Origin of the sequence: Corynebacterium sp. HMSC05C01 (genome assembly GCF_001807155.1) — a bacterium.
Taxonomy (GTDB): Bacteria; Actinomycetota; Actinomycetes; order Mycobacteriales; family Mycobacteriaceae; genus Corynebacterium; species Corynebacterium coyleae.
In genome coordinates, this window is the sequence record NZ_KV787943.1 from 42294 (window position 1) to 58155 (window position 15862).

At 61.7% G+C, this 15862-nt stretch carries 24 protein-coding genes and 3 pseudogenes; 17 read left to right on the top strand and 10 right to left on the bottom strand.

Translation table 11 applies throughout. The features are described from left to right. Positions 1–34 precede the first annotated feature (34 nt). Both HMPREF3145_RS02255 and HMPREF3145_RS02260 read right to left on the bottom strand, forming a co-directional pair. Positions 35–886, bottom strand: a complete 852-nt coding sequence (locus HMPREF3145_RS02255) for a trypsin-like serine protease (RefSeq protein ID WP_070421644.1) — start codon at positions 884–886, stop codon at positions 35–37. Beyond that, complete coding sequence (locus HMPREF3145_RS02260) at positions 867–1706, bottom strand: DUF418 domain-containing protein (RefSeq protein WP_070421645.1); 840 nt, start codon at positions 1704–1706, stop codon at positions 867–869. The genes HMPREF3145_RS02255 and HMPREF3145_RS02260 overlap by 20 nt, the downstream gene beginning before the upstream one ends. An 83-nt stretch (positions 1707–1789) precedes the next feature. Between HMPREF3145_RS02260 and HMPREF3145_RS02265 the strand changes: the two genes are divergently transcribed. Then, complete coding sequence (locus tag HMPREF3145_RS02265) at positions 1790–2458, top strand: response regulator transcription factor (RefSeq protein ID WP_210384137.1); 669 nt, start codon at positions 1790–1792, stop codon at positions 2456–2458. Continuing rightward, positions 2455–3486: a sensor histidine kinase gene (locus tag HMPREF3145_RS02270; protein WP_070421647.1), complete on the top strand. Its 1032-nt coding sequence runs from the start codon at positions 2455–2457 to the stop codon at positions 3484–3486. Before HMPREF3145_RS02265 ends, HMPREF3145_RS02270 begins: the two co-directional genes overlap by 4 nt. On the opposite strand, the pseudogene aac(3)-XI reads toward HMPREF3145_RS02270, so the two are convergent. Further along, a pseudogene (gene aac(3)-XI, locus HMPREF3145_RS02275) lies at positions 3483–3928 on the bottom strand (aminoglycoside N-acetyltransferase AAC(3)-XI). The gene HMPREF3145_RS02270 and the pseudogene aac(3)-XI sit on opposite strands and share 4 nt — an antisense overlap. Before the next feature lie 138 nt (positions 3929–4066). Between aac(3)-XI and HMPREF3145_RS02280 the strand changes: the two are divergent. Beyond that, the gene (locus tag HMPREF3145_RS02280; protein ID WP_070421648.1) at positions 4067–5104 is read left to right on the top strand and encodes an FUSC family protein; all 1038 of its coding nucleotides are present in this window, start codon (positions 4067–4069) and stop codon (positions 5102–5104) included. Here HMPREF3145_RS02280 and HMPREF3145_RS02285 read toward each other — a convergent pair. Then, positions 5101–5523 carry a VOC family protein gene (locus HMPREF3145_RS02285; RefSeq protein WP_083279339.1) on the bottom strand — a complete coding sequence of 141 codons (423 nt, stop codon included), beginning with the start codon at positions 5521–5523 and terminating at the stop codon, positions 5101–5103. The genes HMPREF3145_RS02280 and HMPREF3145_RS02285 overlap by 4 nt on opposite strands. Positions 5524–5622: 99 nt before the next feature. Between HMPREF3145_RS02285 and relB the strand changes: the two genes are divergently transcribed. From relB to HMPREF3145_RS02305, 4 genes are read left to right on the top strand one after another with little or no spacing between them, the layout of a single operon-like run. Further along, entirely contained in the window at positions 5623–5838 is a 216-nt protein-coding gene (gene relB / locus HMPREF3145_RS02290; RefSeq protein WP_070421650.1) for a type II toxin-antitoxin system RelB family antitoxin, read from the top strand. A 9-nt stretch (positions 5839–5847) separates the two neighbouring features. Next, positions 5848–6135 carry a type II toxin-antitoxin system RelE family toxin gene (locus HMPREF3145_RS02295; RefSeq protein WP_070421651.1) on the top strand — a complete coding sequence of 96 codons (288 nt, stop codon included), beginning with the start codon at positions 5848–5850 and terminating at the stop codon, positions 6133–6135. Between the two features lie 21 nt (positions 6136–6156). Beyond that, the gene (arfB, locus tag HMPREF3145_RS02300; protein WP_070421652.1) at positions 6157–6600 is read left to right on the top strand and encodes an alternative ribosome rescue aminoacyl-tRNA hydrolase ArfB; all 444 of its coding nucleotides are present in this window, start codon (positions 6157–6159) and stop codon (positions 6598–6600) included. A 48-nt stretch (positions 6601–6648) separates the two neighbouring features. Next, positions 6649–7248 (top strand): putative glycolipid-binding domain-containing protein, encoded by a 600-nt coding sequence (locus HMPREF3145_RS02305; RefSeq protein WP_083279341.1) that lies wholly within the window; start codon positions 6649–6651, stop codon positions 7246–7248. A 4-nt stretch (positions 7249–7252) separates the two neighbouring features. Here HMPREF3145_RS02305 and HMPREF3145_RS02310 read toward each other — a convergent pair whose 3' ends face one another. Continuing rightward, positions 7253–7513, bottom strand: a complete 261-nt coding sequence (locus tag HMPREF3145_RS02310; protein ID WP_070421666.1) for a HigA family addiction module antitoxin — start codon at positions 7511–7513, stop codon at positions 7253–7255. A gap of 34 nt (positions 7514–7547) precedes the next feature. Further along, positions 7548–7829, bottom strand: coding sequence for a type II toxin-antitoxin system RelE/ParE family toxin (locus HMPREF3145_RS02315; protein WP_005290974.1), 282 nt, complete (start codon positions 7827–7829; stop codon positions 7548–7550). A gap of 331 nt (positions 7830–8160) precedes the next feature. On the opposite strand from HMPREF3145_RS02315, the gene HMPREF3145_RS02320 reads away from it, so the two are divergent. The 3 genes and pseudogenes from HMPREF3145_RS02320 to arfB (HMPREF3145_RS02325) all read left to right on the top strand — a co-directional run bounded on the left by HMPREF3145_RS02320 (position 8161) and on the right by arfB (HMPREF3145_RS02325) (position 9084). Next, positions 8161–8469, top strand: coding sequence for a VOC family protein (locus HMPREF3145_RS02320; protein WP_070421653.1), 309 nt, complete (start codon positions 8161–8163; stop codon positions 8467–8469). A 71-nt stretch (positions 8470–8540) separates the two neighbouring features. Continuing rightward, positions 8541–8609 (top strand): annotated as a pseudogene (locus HMPREF3145_RS11965) (hypothetical protein); the annotation flags it as partial. Between the two features lie 31 nt (positions 8610–8640). Then, a complete protein-coding gene (gene arfB / locus HMPREF3145_RS02325) occupies positions 8641–9084 on the top strand; it encodes an alternative ribosome rescue aminoacyl-tRNA hydrolase ArfB (RefSeq protein WP_070421667.1) in 444 nt (147 codons plus the stop codon). Positions 9085–9241: 157 nt separating this feature from the next. On the opposite strand, the gene HMPREF3145_RS02330 is transcribed toward arfB (HMPREF3145_RS02325), so the two are convergent. Continuing rightward, complete coding sequence (locus HMPREF3145_RS02330; RefSeq protein WP_070421654.1) at positions 9242–9604, bottom strand: VOC family protein; 363 nt, start codon at positions 9602–9604, stop codon at positions 9242–9244. Between the two features lie 185 nt (positions 9605–9789). Between HMPREF3145_RS02330 and HMPREF3145_RS02335 the strand changes: the two genes are divergently transcribed. From HMPREF3145_RS02335 to HMPREF3145_RS12130, 3 genes and pseudogenes are all read left to right on the top strand, one after another. Then, on the top strand, positions 9790–10035 hold the full coding sequence (locus HMPREF3145_RS02335) for a ribbon-helix-helix domain-containing protein (protein ID WP_070421655.1): 246 nt from the start codon (positions 9790–9792) through the stop codon (positions 10033–10035). Continuing rightward, entirely contained in the window at positions 10025–10279 is a 255-nt protein-coding gene (locus HMPREF3145_RS02340) for a hypothetical protein (RefSeq protein ID WP_070421656.1), read from the top strand. Before HMPREF3145_RS02335 ends, HMPREF3145_RS02340 begins: the two co-directional genes overlap by 11 nt. A 93-nt stretch (positions 10280–10372) precedes the next feature. Further along, positions 10373–10618 (top strand): annotated as a pseudogene (locus tag HMPREF3145_RS12130) (alkane 1-monooxygenase); the annotation flags it as partial. A 46-nt stretch (positions 10619–10664) separates the two neighbouring features. Here HMPREF3145_RS12130 and HMPREF3145_RS02350 read toward each other — a convergent pair. Next, positions 10665–11054 (bottom strand): heavy metal-responsive transcriptional regulator, encoded by a 390-nt coding sequence (locus HMPREF3145_RS02350; protein ID WP_005290994.1) that lies wholly within the window; start codon positions 11052–11054, stop codon positions 10665–10667. Positions 11055–11152: 98 nt separating this feature from the next. Here HMPREF3145_RS02350 and merA point away from each other — a divergent pair, with 98 nt between their 5' ends. From merA to HMPREF3145_RS11975, 4 genes are all read left to right on the top strand, one after another. Beyond that, positions 11153–12574, top strand: coding sequence for a mercury(II) reductase (gene merA / locus HMPREF3145_RS02355; RefSeq protein ID WP_070421657.1), 1422 nt, complete (start codon positions 11153–11155; stop codon positions 12572–12574). Continuing rightward, on the top strand, positions 12571–12921 hold the full coding sequence (locus tag HMPREF3145_RS02360; RefSeq protein ID WP_070421658.1) for a hypothetical protein: 351 nt from the start codon (positions 12571–12573) through the stop codon (positions 12919–12921). Before merA ends, HMPREF3145_RS02360 begins: the two co-directional genes overlap by 4 nt. 191 nt (positions 12922–13112) lie before the next feature. Continuing rightward, a complete protein-coding gene (locus HMPREF3145_RS11970) occupies positions 13113–13517 on the top strand; it encodes a peptide chain release factor I (RefSeq protein WP_371325690.1) in 405 nt (134 codons plus the stop codon). 354 nt (positions 13518–13871) lie between these two features. After that, the gene (locus HMPREF3145_RS11975; RefSeq protein WP_016423158.1) at positions 13872–14225 is read left to right on the top strand and encodes a type IIL restriction-modification enzyme MmeI; all 354 of its coding nucleotides are present in this window, start codon (positions 13872–13874) and stop codon (positions 14223–14225) included. 70 nt (positions 14226–14295) lie between these two features. Here the strand turns inward: HMPREF3145_RS11975 and erm are convergent, their stop codons facing one another. After that, complete coding sequence (gene erm / locus HMPREF3145_RS02375) at positions 14296–15150, bottom strand: 23S ribosomal RNA methyltransferase Erm (protein ID WP_070421659.1); 855 nt, start codon at positions 15148–15150, stop codon at positions 14296–14298. A 530-nt stretch (positions 15151–15680) separates the two neighbouring features. Further along, positions 15681–15862 (bottom strand): hypothetical protein (locus HMPREF3145_RS11920; RefSeq protein WP_210384136.1); only part of this gene is annotated, 182 nt, incomplete at its 5' end.

Genomic DNA, 15862 nt, shown 5'->3' on the forward strand with positions numbered 1-15862 from the left:
AGTAACACTCAACAAAGCCCCCTAAACACAACGCTTAGTTAGAACGGCGACGCAGCAGCACCAGAAAGCCAGCAACCACGAGGGCCAAAACGCCCAGGCCGATGGCAACGTTACGCCAGGACGCCGATGGCTCAGCCTGCGATTCCGGAGAGGCGGTCGCGGAAGAGTCTGCCGCCTCACCACCAACAACGCTGCGGATCCACTCGGCTTGCTCCGCGACCGGCGCCACCGCGACGGCGGCGTTGGAGGTCATTTCCTCCTCGGTCGGGTTCTCGGGATCCTCAAACAGACCGGCCGACATGACGCCAGCGACCTTGCCGTCGGCGAAGATGGCGCCGCCGGAGTCGCCCGGCTGGATGCGGGCGCCGTTCTTGAGGGCGACCTCGAGGGCGGTTGGGGCGTCGAAAAGGGCGAGCGGGGAATCGCCACGCACCTCGGCCTCGGCGGAGGGCAGCTTTGTGGAGCCGCCCGAGCCGTCGGAGGACCAGCCGTAGATGTTGACTGCGCCAGCGGGGATCTCGTCGGCAACCTCTGCAAACGTGTCTAGCTGCATTTCCTCTTCGGTGTGGAGCAGGGCGATGTCGCCGCGCGGGGCGATCTCGTGGCGGTCGACCTTGTAGACGCGCTGGTCGTCGCCCTGGCCGGTGCGCACCGATCCGCCCGGCTTGGCGGCAGCCTCGACGCAGTGGCGGGCGGTGATCACCCAGTGGGGGTCGATGGCGGTGCCGGTGCAGACGCCGTCGTCGGGGTCGGAGTCGTCGACACGCACGGAGACCACGGGCTTGGCCTCGTCGGCATCACCGGCGAAGGTGGTGCTTTCCATCGCCCATGCTGGCTGGGCGACGAGGGCGCCTGCGACGGCGAGGCTAGCTACGTACTTTTTCACGATTGTTCTCCTTCACTACCGCGGTGATGCGGCGAATTACAGTTTCAAGCGGCCCGCGCTGAAATATCGCGAGCCATACGTAAGCGATCACGATGGCGCCGCCCACGGTCACCCAGACGTTGAGCCATTCGGCGGTGAGCACGTGGATGCAGTACAGGGTCAGCGGCATCCGCCCCAGCGGCGCGAGCCATCCGAGCCACCGTTGCGCCAGGCAGCACAGGGCGCAGATGCTTATCGACGCCCCCACGCTGCCCACAACGTCTATGAGCCCGCCGGTGTGTCCGGTGGCGTCGAGAAGCGGTGGCAACGGTGTGGTCCAGCGCAGCGCCACATCCAGGGCGAACAGCGCCCCGCCGACCACGAGGCCGGGCCACAACGGCATGTAGCGTTTGAACAGGATGCCGGCGATCATGAGCGTGGCCCACATCATGGGTGGGTACGGCCAGGACGACGGCGCGAGCACCGCCGATCCGAAGGCGAGGGCGCACGCGAGCCACAGCAACAGTGGTGTGTCCCAGCGTGGCGCCCAGGCGAGCAGCGCCATGCAGACCCCGATGGTGCCGAGCACCACCACGATCGACCCGGAAAATGGGGCGAGCGCGAAGTGCAGGGCGATCAGAAGGATGCCGCGCACGATGAACTCGGCGGGCTGGGCGCGCATGTACCCCATTGAGACACCGGCGATGAAGGCGAACAGTGCGGCCGGGAAGCCGAACAGCACCTGTGCGGTGATGCCCTCTTGGACGGTGAGGTGCGCGACCATCATGGCGACGAGTGCCACCGCGCGGGCGGCGTCGATTCCTACGTTTCGGGTCTGCATGGCTGTGGAAGTTACGCAACCAGATGTTGCGGTGACGTTAACGTGGACGCAACACCCCCGCCGATACGATCGGGGCCATGACAATTCGGGTACTTGTGGTCGACGACGAAGCCTATCTCGCCGACGCCATCGCCACCGCGCTCAACAACGCGAACATGCAGGCTAGTGCCGTTTACGACGGCCTCGAAGCACGTTCGCGTATCGACGACACCCGCCCCGACGTCGTTGTGCTCGACCGGGACCTGCCGGGGCTGCATGGTGATGAGGTGTGCAGGTGGGTCGTCGATACGCATCCTGCGACCCGGGTGATCATGCTAACCGCATCCGGATCCCTAGACGACAGGCTGGAAGGCTTCGGGCTCGGCGCCGACGATTATCTGCCCAAACCGTTCGAGGTGCCGGAGTTGATCGCGCGGGTTAATGCGTTGGCGAAGCGCAACGCCCCGGCGCGCGGCGAGGTGTATCGCTGCGGGGATGTGCGCCTGGACACCTTCAGGCGCGAAGTTACCCGTGGTGGCGAGACGGTACCGCTAAGCCCGAAAGAGTTCGCTGTGCTCGAGGTACTCATGGAGGCCGACGGCGGGGTGATCTCTGCCGAGGATCTGCTCGCGGAGGCGTGGGACGAAAACGCGGACCCGTTCACCAACTCCCCGCGCGTGACGGTGTCGCACCTGCGCAAGAAGCTAGGCGAGCCGCGCATCGTGCACACCGTGGCCGGCGCCGGCTACTACGTGGCGGAGGAGGAACGATGAGGCTGAGTTTGCGAGCCCGCATCACGGTGATGTTCGTGGCCACGGTGCTTGGGATGGGGTTGGCGCTGATCGGTCTGGTGTATGCCTACCTGAAGCTCACCCCAGTGCCGGTAACGGCCACCTTCCCCACGGTGGAGGACGGTGTCATCATCGACGGCGCGGTGCCGATCACCAGCGAGATCTTGCGCCGCGTCCTGGTTGCCTCGCTGTCGGTGCTTGCCGTGTTGACCCTGCTTGCGGGCGTGATCGGCTGGTTCGTGGCAGGCCTGGTGATCAAACCTCTTCGCGACATTGCCGACGACGCCGCCACCGTCACCCGCGGCGACCTCTCAGCCCGCATCACCCACCATGGTCCCGACGACGAGGTCGGCGAACTCGCAGACGCGCTCAACGTCATGCTCGACGAATTGGCGGGCGCAGTGGAGCGCCAGCGCCGGTTCGCCTCCAACGCCTCCCATGAGTTGAAGACTCCGATCGCAACCATCCAGACCATGGCAGACGTGGCCCTGACCGGCGACGACGGCGGGCTGCGTCCCACGCTAACCCGCGTGCGCGAGGTCAACGCCCGCAGCGCCGACACCGTCGCCGCCCTACTCCAGCTGGCCAACGTGGACGTGCGCGACCGGCAACGCCTCGATCTGGCAGAACTGTGCCGCGAAGTGTGCGCCGACCGTGACGTTCTCGCCGACACCGTGCCCGTGACCGTGGACGCCTCCCCCACCCTGACTCGCCAAGCAGTGGACAACTTGCTGCGCAACGCGCTTACACACGGCCATGACCCTGCGCTCACCCTGCGCAAGGTGGACGGCTTCGCCGAGGTCACCGTGGAATCCGGCGGCGAGGCCTACTCCGCGGCCGAGGTTGCAACCTGGACCGAACCATTCGCGCGCGCCGAACGCACCGCAGGTGCCGGCCACGGGCTCGGGCTGGCACTCGTCGATGCGATCGCGAACGCCCATGGCGGATCCCTGGTGCTTGCGCCGCGGGCCGGTGGTGGGCTCGTCGCAAAGCTATCGCTTCCGGCCTAAAGCTCCCGGATGTAGAGCAGCATGCGGGAGCCTTGCTCGATGTTGGTCAGGCCGTGGCGTTCGTAAAAGCGGCGCGCATCGGTGTCTACCTCGTCGACGTTGATTTGTAATTCGCCGGCGCTGTGCTTGCGGATCTCCTCGAAGACCCGCTGCAGCAGCGCCGTGCCGACCCCGCGATTGCGGTGGGCAGGTGCGACGTAGAGCTCGTCGAGCATCGCCACCGGCCCGTCGTAATACGGGCTCGGGCGCAGGGTGACGTAGGCGAAACCAATATCGCCGGCGAGGAGAACGAAGGCGTCGTCGTGTGCGATGATCTGCGCAAACCGCTCCTCAAGGCCTTCGGGAACCGGGGTATCAAACTCCGTGTTGAAATCGCGCAGCAGCTTTGCGACGACCCCCGCGTCCCCACCTCCGCGACCCTGATCTCGTTGGTTGTAGTCATATGCGCAAACCTTAACGGGCCTCTTCTGAAACATTTTGAAGTGACCATTAGAGTATTTCGAGTGCCCTAGCAGGGCAGCATGAGAAAAGTTCGATATTGAGGAGGCCTCGGTTGCGTCATTTCAGCCCACTATTCACGATGGGACCTGCACGACGCGACCACATCCCCGCCTTCCGCACCGCGCTCGGCGTGGCCATCCCCATGTTTACCCTGCTGGCGCTCGGGCGGCTCGACCTTGCCATCTACGCGAACTTCGGCGCTTTTACCGGCGTGTATGGCCGCCACGCCACCCGCGAGGTTCGTCTGAAGCACCACATGCTTGCCGGCACCGCACTGACCTTGATGGTCACCCTCGGCGCCACCATCGCGTGGTTTGATGTCAGCCCCTGGATCCTGCTAATTGTCACCTCCATCGCTTCATCAGTGTGGGCGACGATCGCCTTGGCCACCGATATGAAACCGACCGGCTCCGTGTTCGTCATCTTTGCTGTCGCCGCCGTCGGTTCATTGAGCAACCCGGTGCATCCGTTGCTTGCCTGCGCCATCGCAGGAGGAGCCGCGCTGGTATGCCTCATCTTGGGCCAGTTTTCCCACCTCATCGGCGAAGGCCCTGGCGGCGATGCGAAGGAAAGCGAGATCCCCACCCGCGCCCCCGATGCTGGCCGGGTGCCCCGCCGCCGCCTTGCGGTCGAGGCGAACCGGTTCTTCTTCGCCCCGCTGCTCGCTGGAACCTTAGGCCTGATTTCGGTGACGCTTTTCGACCCCCTCTCCCACTCGTACTGGGCCATGGTCGCTGCCGCCGCTCCTCTGGTGAACTCCCGGTTTAAGGTGCAGTACTTCCGTGCCATCGAGCGTGTCCTTGGCACCCTGACCGGCATCGCTGTGACCGGCTTCCTCCTGTCGCACCATCCGCAGGGCTGGCAGATTGTGGTCTGGATCGTCGTACTGCAGTACCTGACCGAGATGTACGTGACCCGCAACTACACCATCGCTGCCAGCTTCATTACGCCGACCGCGCTTTTGATGGTGCAAGTTGTCGACGCCGCCCCAGTCGTCCCAATGCTGCTCGCCCGCACCGCAGAAACCATGCTCGGCGCCGTGGCCGCTTTGGCGATCATCGCGGTGGGATACGTGCGCAAGTACCCCGCCGTGGTGCTTCCGCGGAAGGTGAGTTAGCGGGGGCCGTCTCCGGTGCTGATGTTCCATGCGAGCTCGAATTTATCCTCGAGCATTCCGAAATGCGCACCCCATGGCGCCAGCGCGAAGGGCATAGTGACCTTGCCGCCGCCTGCGGTAAGGCGTTCGATGAGACGCTCGCCTTCTTTCACCGACTCAACGTCGACGGTGAATCCAAACACGCCACGGTCGAGAGCGCCTTTCTGATTTTGCAGGTCGTCACCACCACTGATTGTGAACGGTCCGGTCAAAGTGCGGTGCGCAACCGCGTCACGAGGCGGATCGAACGGGAACTGCACACTTTGGTCAAGCTGCTCGCCGTACGTGAGGATCTTCAACTCGCCGCCAAACACGCCGCGATAAAACTCGATCGCCTCTCGGGCATTGCCGGGGAACGAAACGTAAAGCGATGTCTTCATGCGCGCCAGTGTGGGCGGAAGTTGTCGAGCCCTCGATTGACCGTTGCACGCCAGTCACCCGCTGAATACACTGTATTCAGTTTGATGAAAGGGGTACCCATGGCAACGATGACAATCCGGATGGATGACAATGACGCCGAGCTAGTGCGCAAGTACGCGCGCTTCGAGGGCGTAACTATTTCCGACTTCGCCCGCGATGCGATCTTGGAGAAGATTGCGGACGCGCACGATTTACAGGAGCTTCGCGACGCCATCGCTCACGACACCGGCGAGCGCTACAGCCTCGACGAAATTCTGGCCGACCTCGATCAGTAGCAACTTTCAATGAACGCAGCGGCAGGAGAGTACAAGCTCGAATTCACAGCCCGCGCCCGCAAACAGTTGAAGAAGATGGACCGCTTCGACGCGCGGATTATCGCCACCTGGATCAAAGACAACTTGGAAGGTTGCACCAACCCACGAGCATTTGGGAAAGGGCTCATCGCGAATCGGCCCGGCGAGTGGCGCTACCGCGTCGGCACATACCGAATCCTCGCTCTCATCAACGACGGCACAATCACAATCGAAGTGCTTTCAATCGGTCATCGCCGCGAGATCTATCGCGATTTTTAGCTCGGACGTAGGGTGGGCGGCATGAACGACCTGACCATCGCGCCCGGCCCGGGGATCCCCGGCGGCGTGGTCATCGCCGCCGCCGACCTGACGGAGCGGTTTGCCAAATCGTCGGGCCCGGGCGGCCAGGGCGTCAACACCACCGATAGCAAGGTGCAGCTCTCCCTCGATATCGCCACGTGCGCATCGCTTACCGACACCCAACGCCGCCGCATCTTGCGCAACCTCGAGCACCGCCTGGACGGCACCGTCCTCACCGTGGCAGCGTCGTCCCAGCGGTCACAGGTCCGCAACCGCGCCGAGGCGCGCGAGCGGTTGGCCGCCCTGCTGCGCGAGGCGCTCGCCCCGCCGCCTCCCCCGCGCCGCAAGACAAAACCAACCAGGGGCTCGGTACGGCGCCGTCTCGAAGCGAAGAAGCGGCGCTCGGAGTTGAAGTCGACGAGGAAGCGACCTCAGATTCCGTAGAGCTGTCGCCATCGACCACAAGCGCCCTGGGTCAGTAGGCTTCGGCGCATGGAACAGACTTACACATGGCAGCACGTAGACAACCCCTTAATCCAGAACGAGGCCCGAGTGCAGTTTCACCGAACTGGCTTAACGGCTAGCGGTACCCAGGTCGGGGAAGGGTACGAAGCCACCTGGGATCTGAGGGCTGTAGAAAACTGGGTAACTCAAAACGTGGTGGTCAACGTCGTGGGCGACGGTTGGGAGCGCCACCTTAAGCTCACGCGGTCCGAAGATGGCGAGTGGACATCGACTACTAAAGAATCGGGTACCCAGCCGAACGGTCTCCCATCCCCTGGCATTGTGCAACCAGCTGATCTTGAAACTGCACTGGACTGTGATCTCGGACTATGCCCATTGACAAACACGATGCCCATCCGGCGCCTCGGGTTGCTCGAAGAGAATGTCCCCAAGACTCCGCTCATCATGGCCTGGATCGATATGCCCTCTCTCCAGGTAATCGCCTCGGATCAGTACTACAGTTCAATCGACTCACACAAAGTTCGCTACGCAAGCGGAACACGAGGAGTCGATGTAGAGCTCGAAGTCGACGAAGATGGGGTTGTCGTCCACTACCCCGATATGGCGCGACGCGTGTCGGGTCTCTGACTTCCTACGCCGAGGCGGCCTGAACCGGCTGAATCCGCTCGATCTCGGCGAGGATTTTGTCTTCTGCCACATCCAGGTCGTACTGGGCCTGTAACCCGAGCCAGAACTGGGGGCTCATCCCGAAAAACTTCGCCAAACGAAGGGCAGTGTCAGCAGTAATAGCGCGCTTGCCGTGAACAATTTCGTTGATGCGGCGGGGTGGAACGCCGATGGAGACGGCCAGCTTGTGCTGGGTGATCTCCATTTCCTTGAGAAAATCCTCCATGAGGATCTCACCCGGGTGAACCGGAGGGAGCTTGTCAGTGGTAGTCAACGATCTCAACCTCCTCTGGCCCCGCGGCGGACCACCGAAAACAGATCCGCCACTGGTCGTTGATTCGAATGCTGAACTGACCCCGCCGGTCGCCTTTCAAGGCCTCGAGCCGATTTCCCGGGGGAATCCGTAACTCATCGAGAGTCTGCGCGTACCCAAGCTGGCGAAGCTTGCGCAGCGCTACTGAGTGAATGCGGGAATCGATCGAGCGAACCCGCTCTCGATTCCACAGACGCTCAGTGTCCTTGTCAGCGAATGACTGGATCATGTCTCACCCTATCCCCCATAACGCGAAGCGTCAATAACGCACAACGTTAAGTTTGTGCTCACCCGAATGCAATGCACAGCCACTTTACACAACCACACAGTCGCAAGCCCCGCATTACGGTGGCTACCGTGAAGACAATAAACGGGAAGCCGATCAGTGAAGATCAGGTTGATGCTTGGGTCGCCGAAGCCAAAAAAGGCTATGACATCGAGTTCTTACGCTCTCGCGGGAGTGACCCTCGCGATTCAAAACGCTCCACTACGCCGGAAGGCTGAGTCCCCGCGCGGACACCAGGCTGCGCTTTCTTAGCCCCGCTCCCATAATGATGCCGATGAGCGACCCCAACTTCACGATCCGCCAGATCACTTTCGACTGCCTCGAACCGTCCCGGCTCGCCGAGTTCTGGGCGGCCGCAACCGGCTGCGAAATCGCCGCGGATTACGGCGATTTCGTGATGGTTGATTCCACCCCGACGCTAGGGTTTCAGCGCGTTGACGATCCCACGCCTGGCAAGAACCACATGCACATCGACGCTAGCGGAGCGGAGCGCGAATCCTTAGTAGAGCGACTCAAAGGCCTGGGCGCAACCGAACTCGGCACCCACAAAGCACCGGGATTGATATGCCGTCCCTCCAGGTGATCGCGTCAGACTAGTACTACAGCTCCCTCGATTCCGAACTAGTTCGATACGCAAGCGGAACACGTGGAGTCGAAGTCGAGTTAAAGGTCGACGGTGACGGAGTGGTCGCACACTACCCCGATCTCGCACGGCGGGTCTGATGAGGAATCAACCCTCAGTAGGTTGGGCGGCTTGAATGATCTGACCATCGCGCCCGGCCCAGGGATCCCCGGCGGTCTGGTTATCGTCGCCGCCGACCTGACGGAGCGGTTCGCGAAGTCGACGGGGCCAGGCGGACAGGGCGTCAACACCACGGACAGCAAGGTGCAGCTTTCCATCGACATCGCTGCTTGCTCATCGCTTTCCGACCCCCAGCGTCGCCGCGCCCTTCGCAACCTCGAGCCTCGCCTAAACGGCACCGTCCTTACCGTTACCGCATCGACCCAGCGGTCTCAGGTGCGCAACCGCGCCGAGGTACGCCACCGCATGGCTGTCCTGTTACGCGACGCGCTCGGCCCGCCTCCTCCCCCGCGGCGCAGGACCAAGCCGACACGGAGCTCAGTGCGACGCCGTCTCGAATCGAAAAAGCAGCGCTCGGAACTCAAGTCCACACGGTGGCAACCCGAAATCCCCTAGTTCGAACCATTACTGAGTCCTTTTACGTCCCACCTAGAACGTGCCTTACCAAGTACGAGGCTGTCCAGAGAAACATGCAGGTGAGTAACCCACGTCCCGCCAGGCACCTGTGATCTGGATGACCGCTACGTGAAAGAAAGGATTGGAGCGTCCCAATCTACGACTTGTAGAACTCCAGAATGTTGCCGTCTGGGTCAGAGATATACCCAGAGTACGTGTGCCAGGGCATCTTCTGGGGCGATGATCCATTCTGTCGGTAAGCGGTCGGCAGTTTGCTCCAGTATTCATCTACATCGTCAACCGAAAATTGAATAACTGCGCCACCAGATTGAGTGGGACTAGTTTTCGTCGCTTCAGCGAACGTAACCAAGTGAAATACTCCGATCACGCTTTCGTGAAAAGAGACTTCGAAATATCCGTCTTCTGGGGAACTCACTTCGGCATCCGGAAGGGCGCGATAAAAGTCCCATGACTCTTGAAGATCAGTTGTCAAGATAGTGAGGTGATCAAAACGCATCATCGCAGATCCCTTTCTTTTCCGTGAACTCACCGTTTCTCCCACTGTAGACCAAACTCAACGCTGGTTTACGGGATTCACTTCTTGCGGCCAGAGGCTACCCGTTGATTTTGAACTTGATCGAATATCAGTGTTTGTCCACCCTGAGACCACAGCGTCAGCTGCAATTCCGTATTACGGTATCTGGCATGAAGACGATAAACGGGAAGCCGATCAGCGAAGATCAGATTGACGACTGGGTAGCCGAAGCGGAAAAGGGGTACGACGTGGAGATGCTTCGGAAGCGCGGGCGAAAACCACGGGATGAGGAAGCTGCGCAAGTTGTTTCCATCCGCCTCTCCCCTACAGAAATCTCGAGCCTCGATGCGTATGCCGCCTCTCACGGTTGGTCACGTTCGCGTGCTATCCGCGAGGCTCTAAGAAATGCTATTTGAGATCGAGGTCCGCCGAAGTGCTGAAAAGCACGGTATCGCACCAGAAGACTCAATTGTTGCAGCCACCTCAGGCTGCGTTTATAAAGCGCCACTCGACGAGGATCACCCGCAGCGCGAACTTCGGCTCGGATTTGATTCCTCGATGCGGTTGCTGGAGATTGTCGTTCTTCTCTGGGATGACGGCACTGAAGCCATCATCCACTCAATGAAAGCGCGTAAGCAGTATCGAAGTCTGCTTGATTAGCCGCCCGGACACTACACGTTGAACTTGAACTCGACGGTATGTCGTTGCAAAGTTACCCCCTCTCGTTAACACCATCAAAAGGAGTGTTATCCAATGAAAGCGTTCGGCTTCTTAAGCTTCGGGCATTACGCCTTCGGCAGCTAGTGCGGGCCATCTGCGGAAAAGATCGCCAAGACTCGTCTGGAGATCACCCAGGCTGCGGACGAAATCGGCGTGAACAACGCGTCCTTCCGAGTCCACCACTTCGCACTGCAGGCCTCCGCCCCGATGCCGCTGCTGTGTGCTATCGCGGCCACCACCAAAATCATCGAGGTGGGCACCGGCGGCATCGACATGCGCTAGCGCATATCGGGGTTGTAGCGTTTGAGTCATTGACTCCCGCCGTCTACAAGTACCTACACACTTGATCGGTGCTGCACGTTTCAGGATCCGGGTGCGCGGCGTCCTGGCTAAGGTCCGCGATAGTGTCGCGCAGCACGGAGAGCTGCGCGATCTGCTGCTCGATCTCAGCGAGGCGCACGTCAAGCAGGTCGCGCACGTGCTCGCAGGGCGCATGGCCGCCGTCGCGGATGTCGAGGATCTGGCGGATCTGGGCGAGGGTGAGGCCCGCGGCCTGGCCGCGGTGGATGAAGTCGATCCGAGCGACCGTCTCGGGCGCGTAGTCGCGGTATCCGGACGGCGTGCGCTCGGTCGGGGGCAGAAGGCCCTGTTCCTCGTAGAAGCGAAGGGTCTTCGCGGTAGTGCCCGCCCTCTCGGCGAGTTCTCCGATCCACATTGCTGTCTCCCTCCGTGGCCGCGCTTGACCTTCCCCTGCACTGGAAGGTCCAGTATGGCTGAGACAGAGCAGAAAGCCAAGAGTTGACAGGAGTAGCGATGCCTACGAAGTACGATCTCGCCATCATCGGATCGGGAGGCGGCGCGTTCGCCGCTGCGATCCGCGCCAGCACGCTCGGGAAGTCGGTGGTGATGATCGAGCGCGGGACGCTCGGCGGCACCTGCGTGAACACGGGCTGCGTCCCGTCGAAGGCGCTCATTGCCGCGGCCGGCGCGCGGCACGTCGCGGTCGACGCCGCAACCCGGTTCCCCGGGATCGCGACGACGGCGGATCCCGTCGACATGCCCGCGCTGATCGCTGGGAAGCAAGCGTTGGTGGAGTCGCTGCGCGGCGAGAAGTACGCCGACGTCGCCGACTCCTACGGCTGGCAGGTCCTCCGCGGCGACGCCTCGTTCGTGGGCACCCCTGATGCGCCGGTTCTCGATGTTGCCGGATCCGACGGAAGCGTCGAGACCATCGAGGCCCACCACTACCTGGTCGCGACTGGTTCTCGCCCGTGGGCACCGCCGATCGACGGCCTGAAGGAGACCGGATACCTGACCTCGACCACGGCGATGGAGCTGACGGAGGTTCCCGAGTCGCTGCTGGTGCTCGGCGGCGGCTACGTCGCCCTGGAGCAGGCGCAGCTGTTCGCCCGCCTCGGCTCGCAGGTCACGCTGCTCGTGCGGTCCCGGCTCGCGTCGAAGGAGGAGCCGGAGGTGTCGAAGGCGCTCCAGGAGGTGTTCGCCGACGAGGGCATCCGCGTCGTCAGCCGCGCAGTGCCCACCCGGGTCTCCCGCGGCACGGGAGGCGAGGCCGTCGTGACCGCCGCCTTGTCCGGCGGCTCGCAGGAGTTCCGCGCCGACCAGGTCCTGGTCGCCCTCGGACGCCGTCCCGTCACCGATGGCCTGAACCTCGATGCGGTCGGGGTGAATACCGGAGACTCCGGCGAGGTGGTCGTCTCCGACCGGCTGCAGTCCTCGAACCCGCGGGTCTGGGCCGCGGGCGACGTGACCGGGCACCCCGAGTTCGTCTACGTCGCCGCCCACCACGGCACCCTCGTCGCCGAGAACGCGTTCGCCGACGCCGACCGGTCCGTCGACTACGCCCGCCTGCCGCGGGTGACGTTCACCGGGCCCGCGATCGGCGCGGTCGGGATGACCGAGAAGGACGTCCTCGCCGCGGGGATCCGCTGCGACTGCCGCGTCCTGCCCCTGCACCACGTGCCCCGCGCCTTGGTGAACCGCGACACTCGCGGGTTCATCAAGATCGTCGTGAACGCCGAGACGAACGAGATCCTCGGCCTGACCGCCGTCGCCAAGGACGCCGGGGAGCTCGCCGCCGCAGGCGTCCACGTGCTCGGCAGGACCGTCGCCGAGGTCGCCAACGCCTGGGCCCCCTACCTGACCATGGCCGAGGGCATCCGGATCGCCGCGAAGGCCTTCACCACCGACCCGTCGCTGCTGTCGTGCTGCGCATGAACGGCAACACAGGCAATCGGGGAGATCTCATCCTGAAGCAGACGATGAGCGCCGATCAGGACCGCGACGAATGGCACGCCGGTCCCGTCGTCGCTGCAGTGACCGGGCTGCTCTTGCTGGCATGCTGCGCGCTTCCGTCGCTGCTCTGCTGCGGCCTGCCGTTCATCGCGGCGGGCGGAGCACTTGCAGGCGTCGGTGGGCTCCTCGGTAATCCCTGGATCATCGGTGCCGGGACCGCCGTCGTGATGGCCGTCATGGCGGGGATGCTCGTCAGGCTACGGCGGCGGCACCGGCGCCGCAGGTCCGGCTGCTGCGAAAATCCTTCGACCGCTGATCGGAACCGGTAGTTCGAGGGATCCAGCGATCACTGCCACCGACGGAGGCCGCTGAAATCGAAGCCCGACGGGAGAAGGAGGAGCAAAAAGCGTTCGAATCAACCGGTGACGAGGATAATACTGAGGCTGGATCCCGGCCGTCGCGACGCGGTCTCCGCTTCCGCCGAGACGAGAAAGGGTTGTGGGCACCTAGGCTGGGCGGCATGAACGACCTGACCATAGCGCCCGGCCCGGGGATCCCCGACGGTGCGGTCATCGCCGCCGATCTCGCGGAGCGTTTCGCGAAATCGTCGACTCCAGGCGGCCAGGGCGTCGACACGACGGACGGCAAAGTCCAGCTTTCCATCGATGTCGCCGAATGCGCATCGCTTACCGACGCCCAGCGTCACCGTATCTCGCGCAACCTCGAGCACCGCCTAGACGGCTCCGTCTTTACCGTGACTGCGTCGACTCAGCGGTCTGTGTTTCGCTCCTGGTCCTCTCGCTTGCACCTGCGACACAGCCTCGTGTCCCCGGGCCGTAGCGTTCGGGGGGAGCACAATAGCCCCAGTCCTCATCACGTCCCGGGATCAAAGAGTTCATCGCAGAGGTTAAGCACTACACGTTGAACTTGAACTCCACGGAGTGTCGTCGATAAATAACTATTCGATGCGCAAAGTACAACGAAATACCGCTAGAAACAGACAACATATGGGGGTGCACAGAAACACATATAGGTTCTGCGGAAAACCTATAGGGTGCGTCGCTAAAAACCGCTGTGCGCGAAAAACATAAAGGGTTTACGGACCCGGTCCCAGACCCCTCAATACTCTGAGCCGGAAGAATGGAAAGTGGAAGGTTGATGTATCCCCACTATTTATTTTTTCCGTTTTTCGGAGTACATCGGGAGCTACAACTGCGGACCAGCTCTGTGTGAACTAGATGAGAAGGCGCAGCAGCGAATCATCGACGCTGGACAGTTGGTGCTGCGGGCACGCGAGCGGCACCCCCAGCGGTCACTCGCGGAGCACTACAACCCGTTATCGATGGACCCAATTCTGCTCAAGGCCCACAACAACTTGGACCGGGAAGTCGATAAGGCTTTCGATGTGGCACGCAAACTCACCAACGAGCGCCAGCGCCAGGAGCTACTGTTCGCCAGCTACGGGGAGTTGGCGAGGGGCTATGTCTCCTCGCTTTCATCAAAATCGAAACCACCAGCAGGGTCGTTCCCCGTGCGGGTGATTTTGATCGGTCCCGCTGCTGGGTGTAGAACCCTGTCGCTGGCAACGCCGGGAACTATGACTGTGCCCGACGAGAACACGTCACTGCCATAACGCGGCTCACGGTAGACGAACATGGGTCGTTCACTACTACTGGTGGATTTCGGTTTTGGTGGTGGGGGGATTACCGCCGCCGGCCTCGATTTTTCCGTTGAGGAGGGCGTTGACTACTTCCCGATTGTGAAATGGGCCGATGGCGCGGTGAAGAGGAACCAGTCACCTGGAAGAGATCGATCCAGTCGCTGGTGTGCAATCTGGGAGGTAGGGTTGCGGGGTCGATTCCTCGCGAGCGCAACCATGATTGTGTCTCTGAACGTGATGAAAACAACCCTGCCCTTCGGAGAATTTCCCCTATCCCGCGTCCCCGGGCGGTGAAAACGGTGTGCACCATCCCCTGAAAGGCTTTGCGTTGCTCTATCGGGATCTTCGGGTCACCCACCCGGCGGATCACTAAGATCCCCCCGTCAACGTTTGGCTGTGGCCGGAAAGCAGTCCTTGGTACCCGAGAACCCAGGTGAAATGTGAACCATGGGGACCACTGAGCCGTCATCATCGTGCTTGCGCCTACCCCGGCCCGGCGGCGAGCGACTTCCCACTGCATGAGGAGTACAGCGTCAGTCCATGCTGGCGCATGCAGCAACTTTCGAAGAATGGCAGTGGTGAGGTGAAAGGGAATGTTTCCCACAATGACGCAGGGAGTGGCGGGTAACCGGAAGTTGAGGAAATCATCATGGACCACTTCGACCGACGCCGAGGCGGTCTTTTTTGTGAGTTTGGCAGCTAGTTTTGCGTCCACTTCAACTGCCGTTATCGCCCTCCCCAAGTGGGCCATCGGGTGAGTGAGGGCACCGCTTCCTGGCCCGATCTCAATGATGGGGCCGGAGGTTTGTTTCACAAGGTCGATGATGGAGTTGATGATCTTGTGGTTGGTGAGAAAATTTTGGCCATGCTCGTGACGGCCGTGTCCGTATGCAGACATCGGGTGTGCTCCTTGGATTTGAAAGGGAGCCGGGCATGGCAAATGGCCGCCCGGCTAAAGGACCGGAGCGGTTTCTAACCTGCGGGAGGGAGAAAACCGCCTTAGCGGCTGGTGAGCGGCCGCATGAAAACGGAACCTGAAATCAACATGGGCCTATCGTATCCAATTAATTTCGCAGGGTCCAATACGGTGAGAAAGAAGACAACCGCACCGCAACAGTGCAAGACCTCTCTGGATTGGAATTTAATTGAACATGGGTTTGGGGTACGACGCGCCCTACTCGGAGTGGCACGGACACTACGGCTGCGCGCCCACACACAACAGTAAAGAGCTCGGCAATGCACAGACACGTAACGAGAGCGCCACAAATGTATGTACGTTTAAGTTACAGCATCGACACTGACGCTCCACATGGAGGGACGGCCGCAGCCCTGCAGCAAGCACACGGCAGGGTGTCTGCTTCGGGCGACGTGAAATTACGCAGAAAAATACGAAACACATCACCGCAGGTCACGGTAGGTATTTGCGGGTCATTTCGTAATCTCGTAAACGAAACGAACAAAACTACGAAACACAAAAACATACGTTGAGCAGCGTAAATGGTTTTCGTTTCGTAATTTTTCCACTTTTTGAAGAAAATCTAAATAAGAAGAGACACCTTGATTGCGATTGTGTCCCGTGCCACATAGCTGCAACCCCTGCAGCGTGCCCT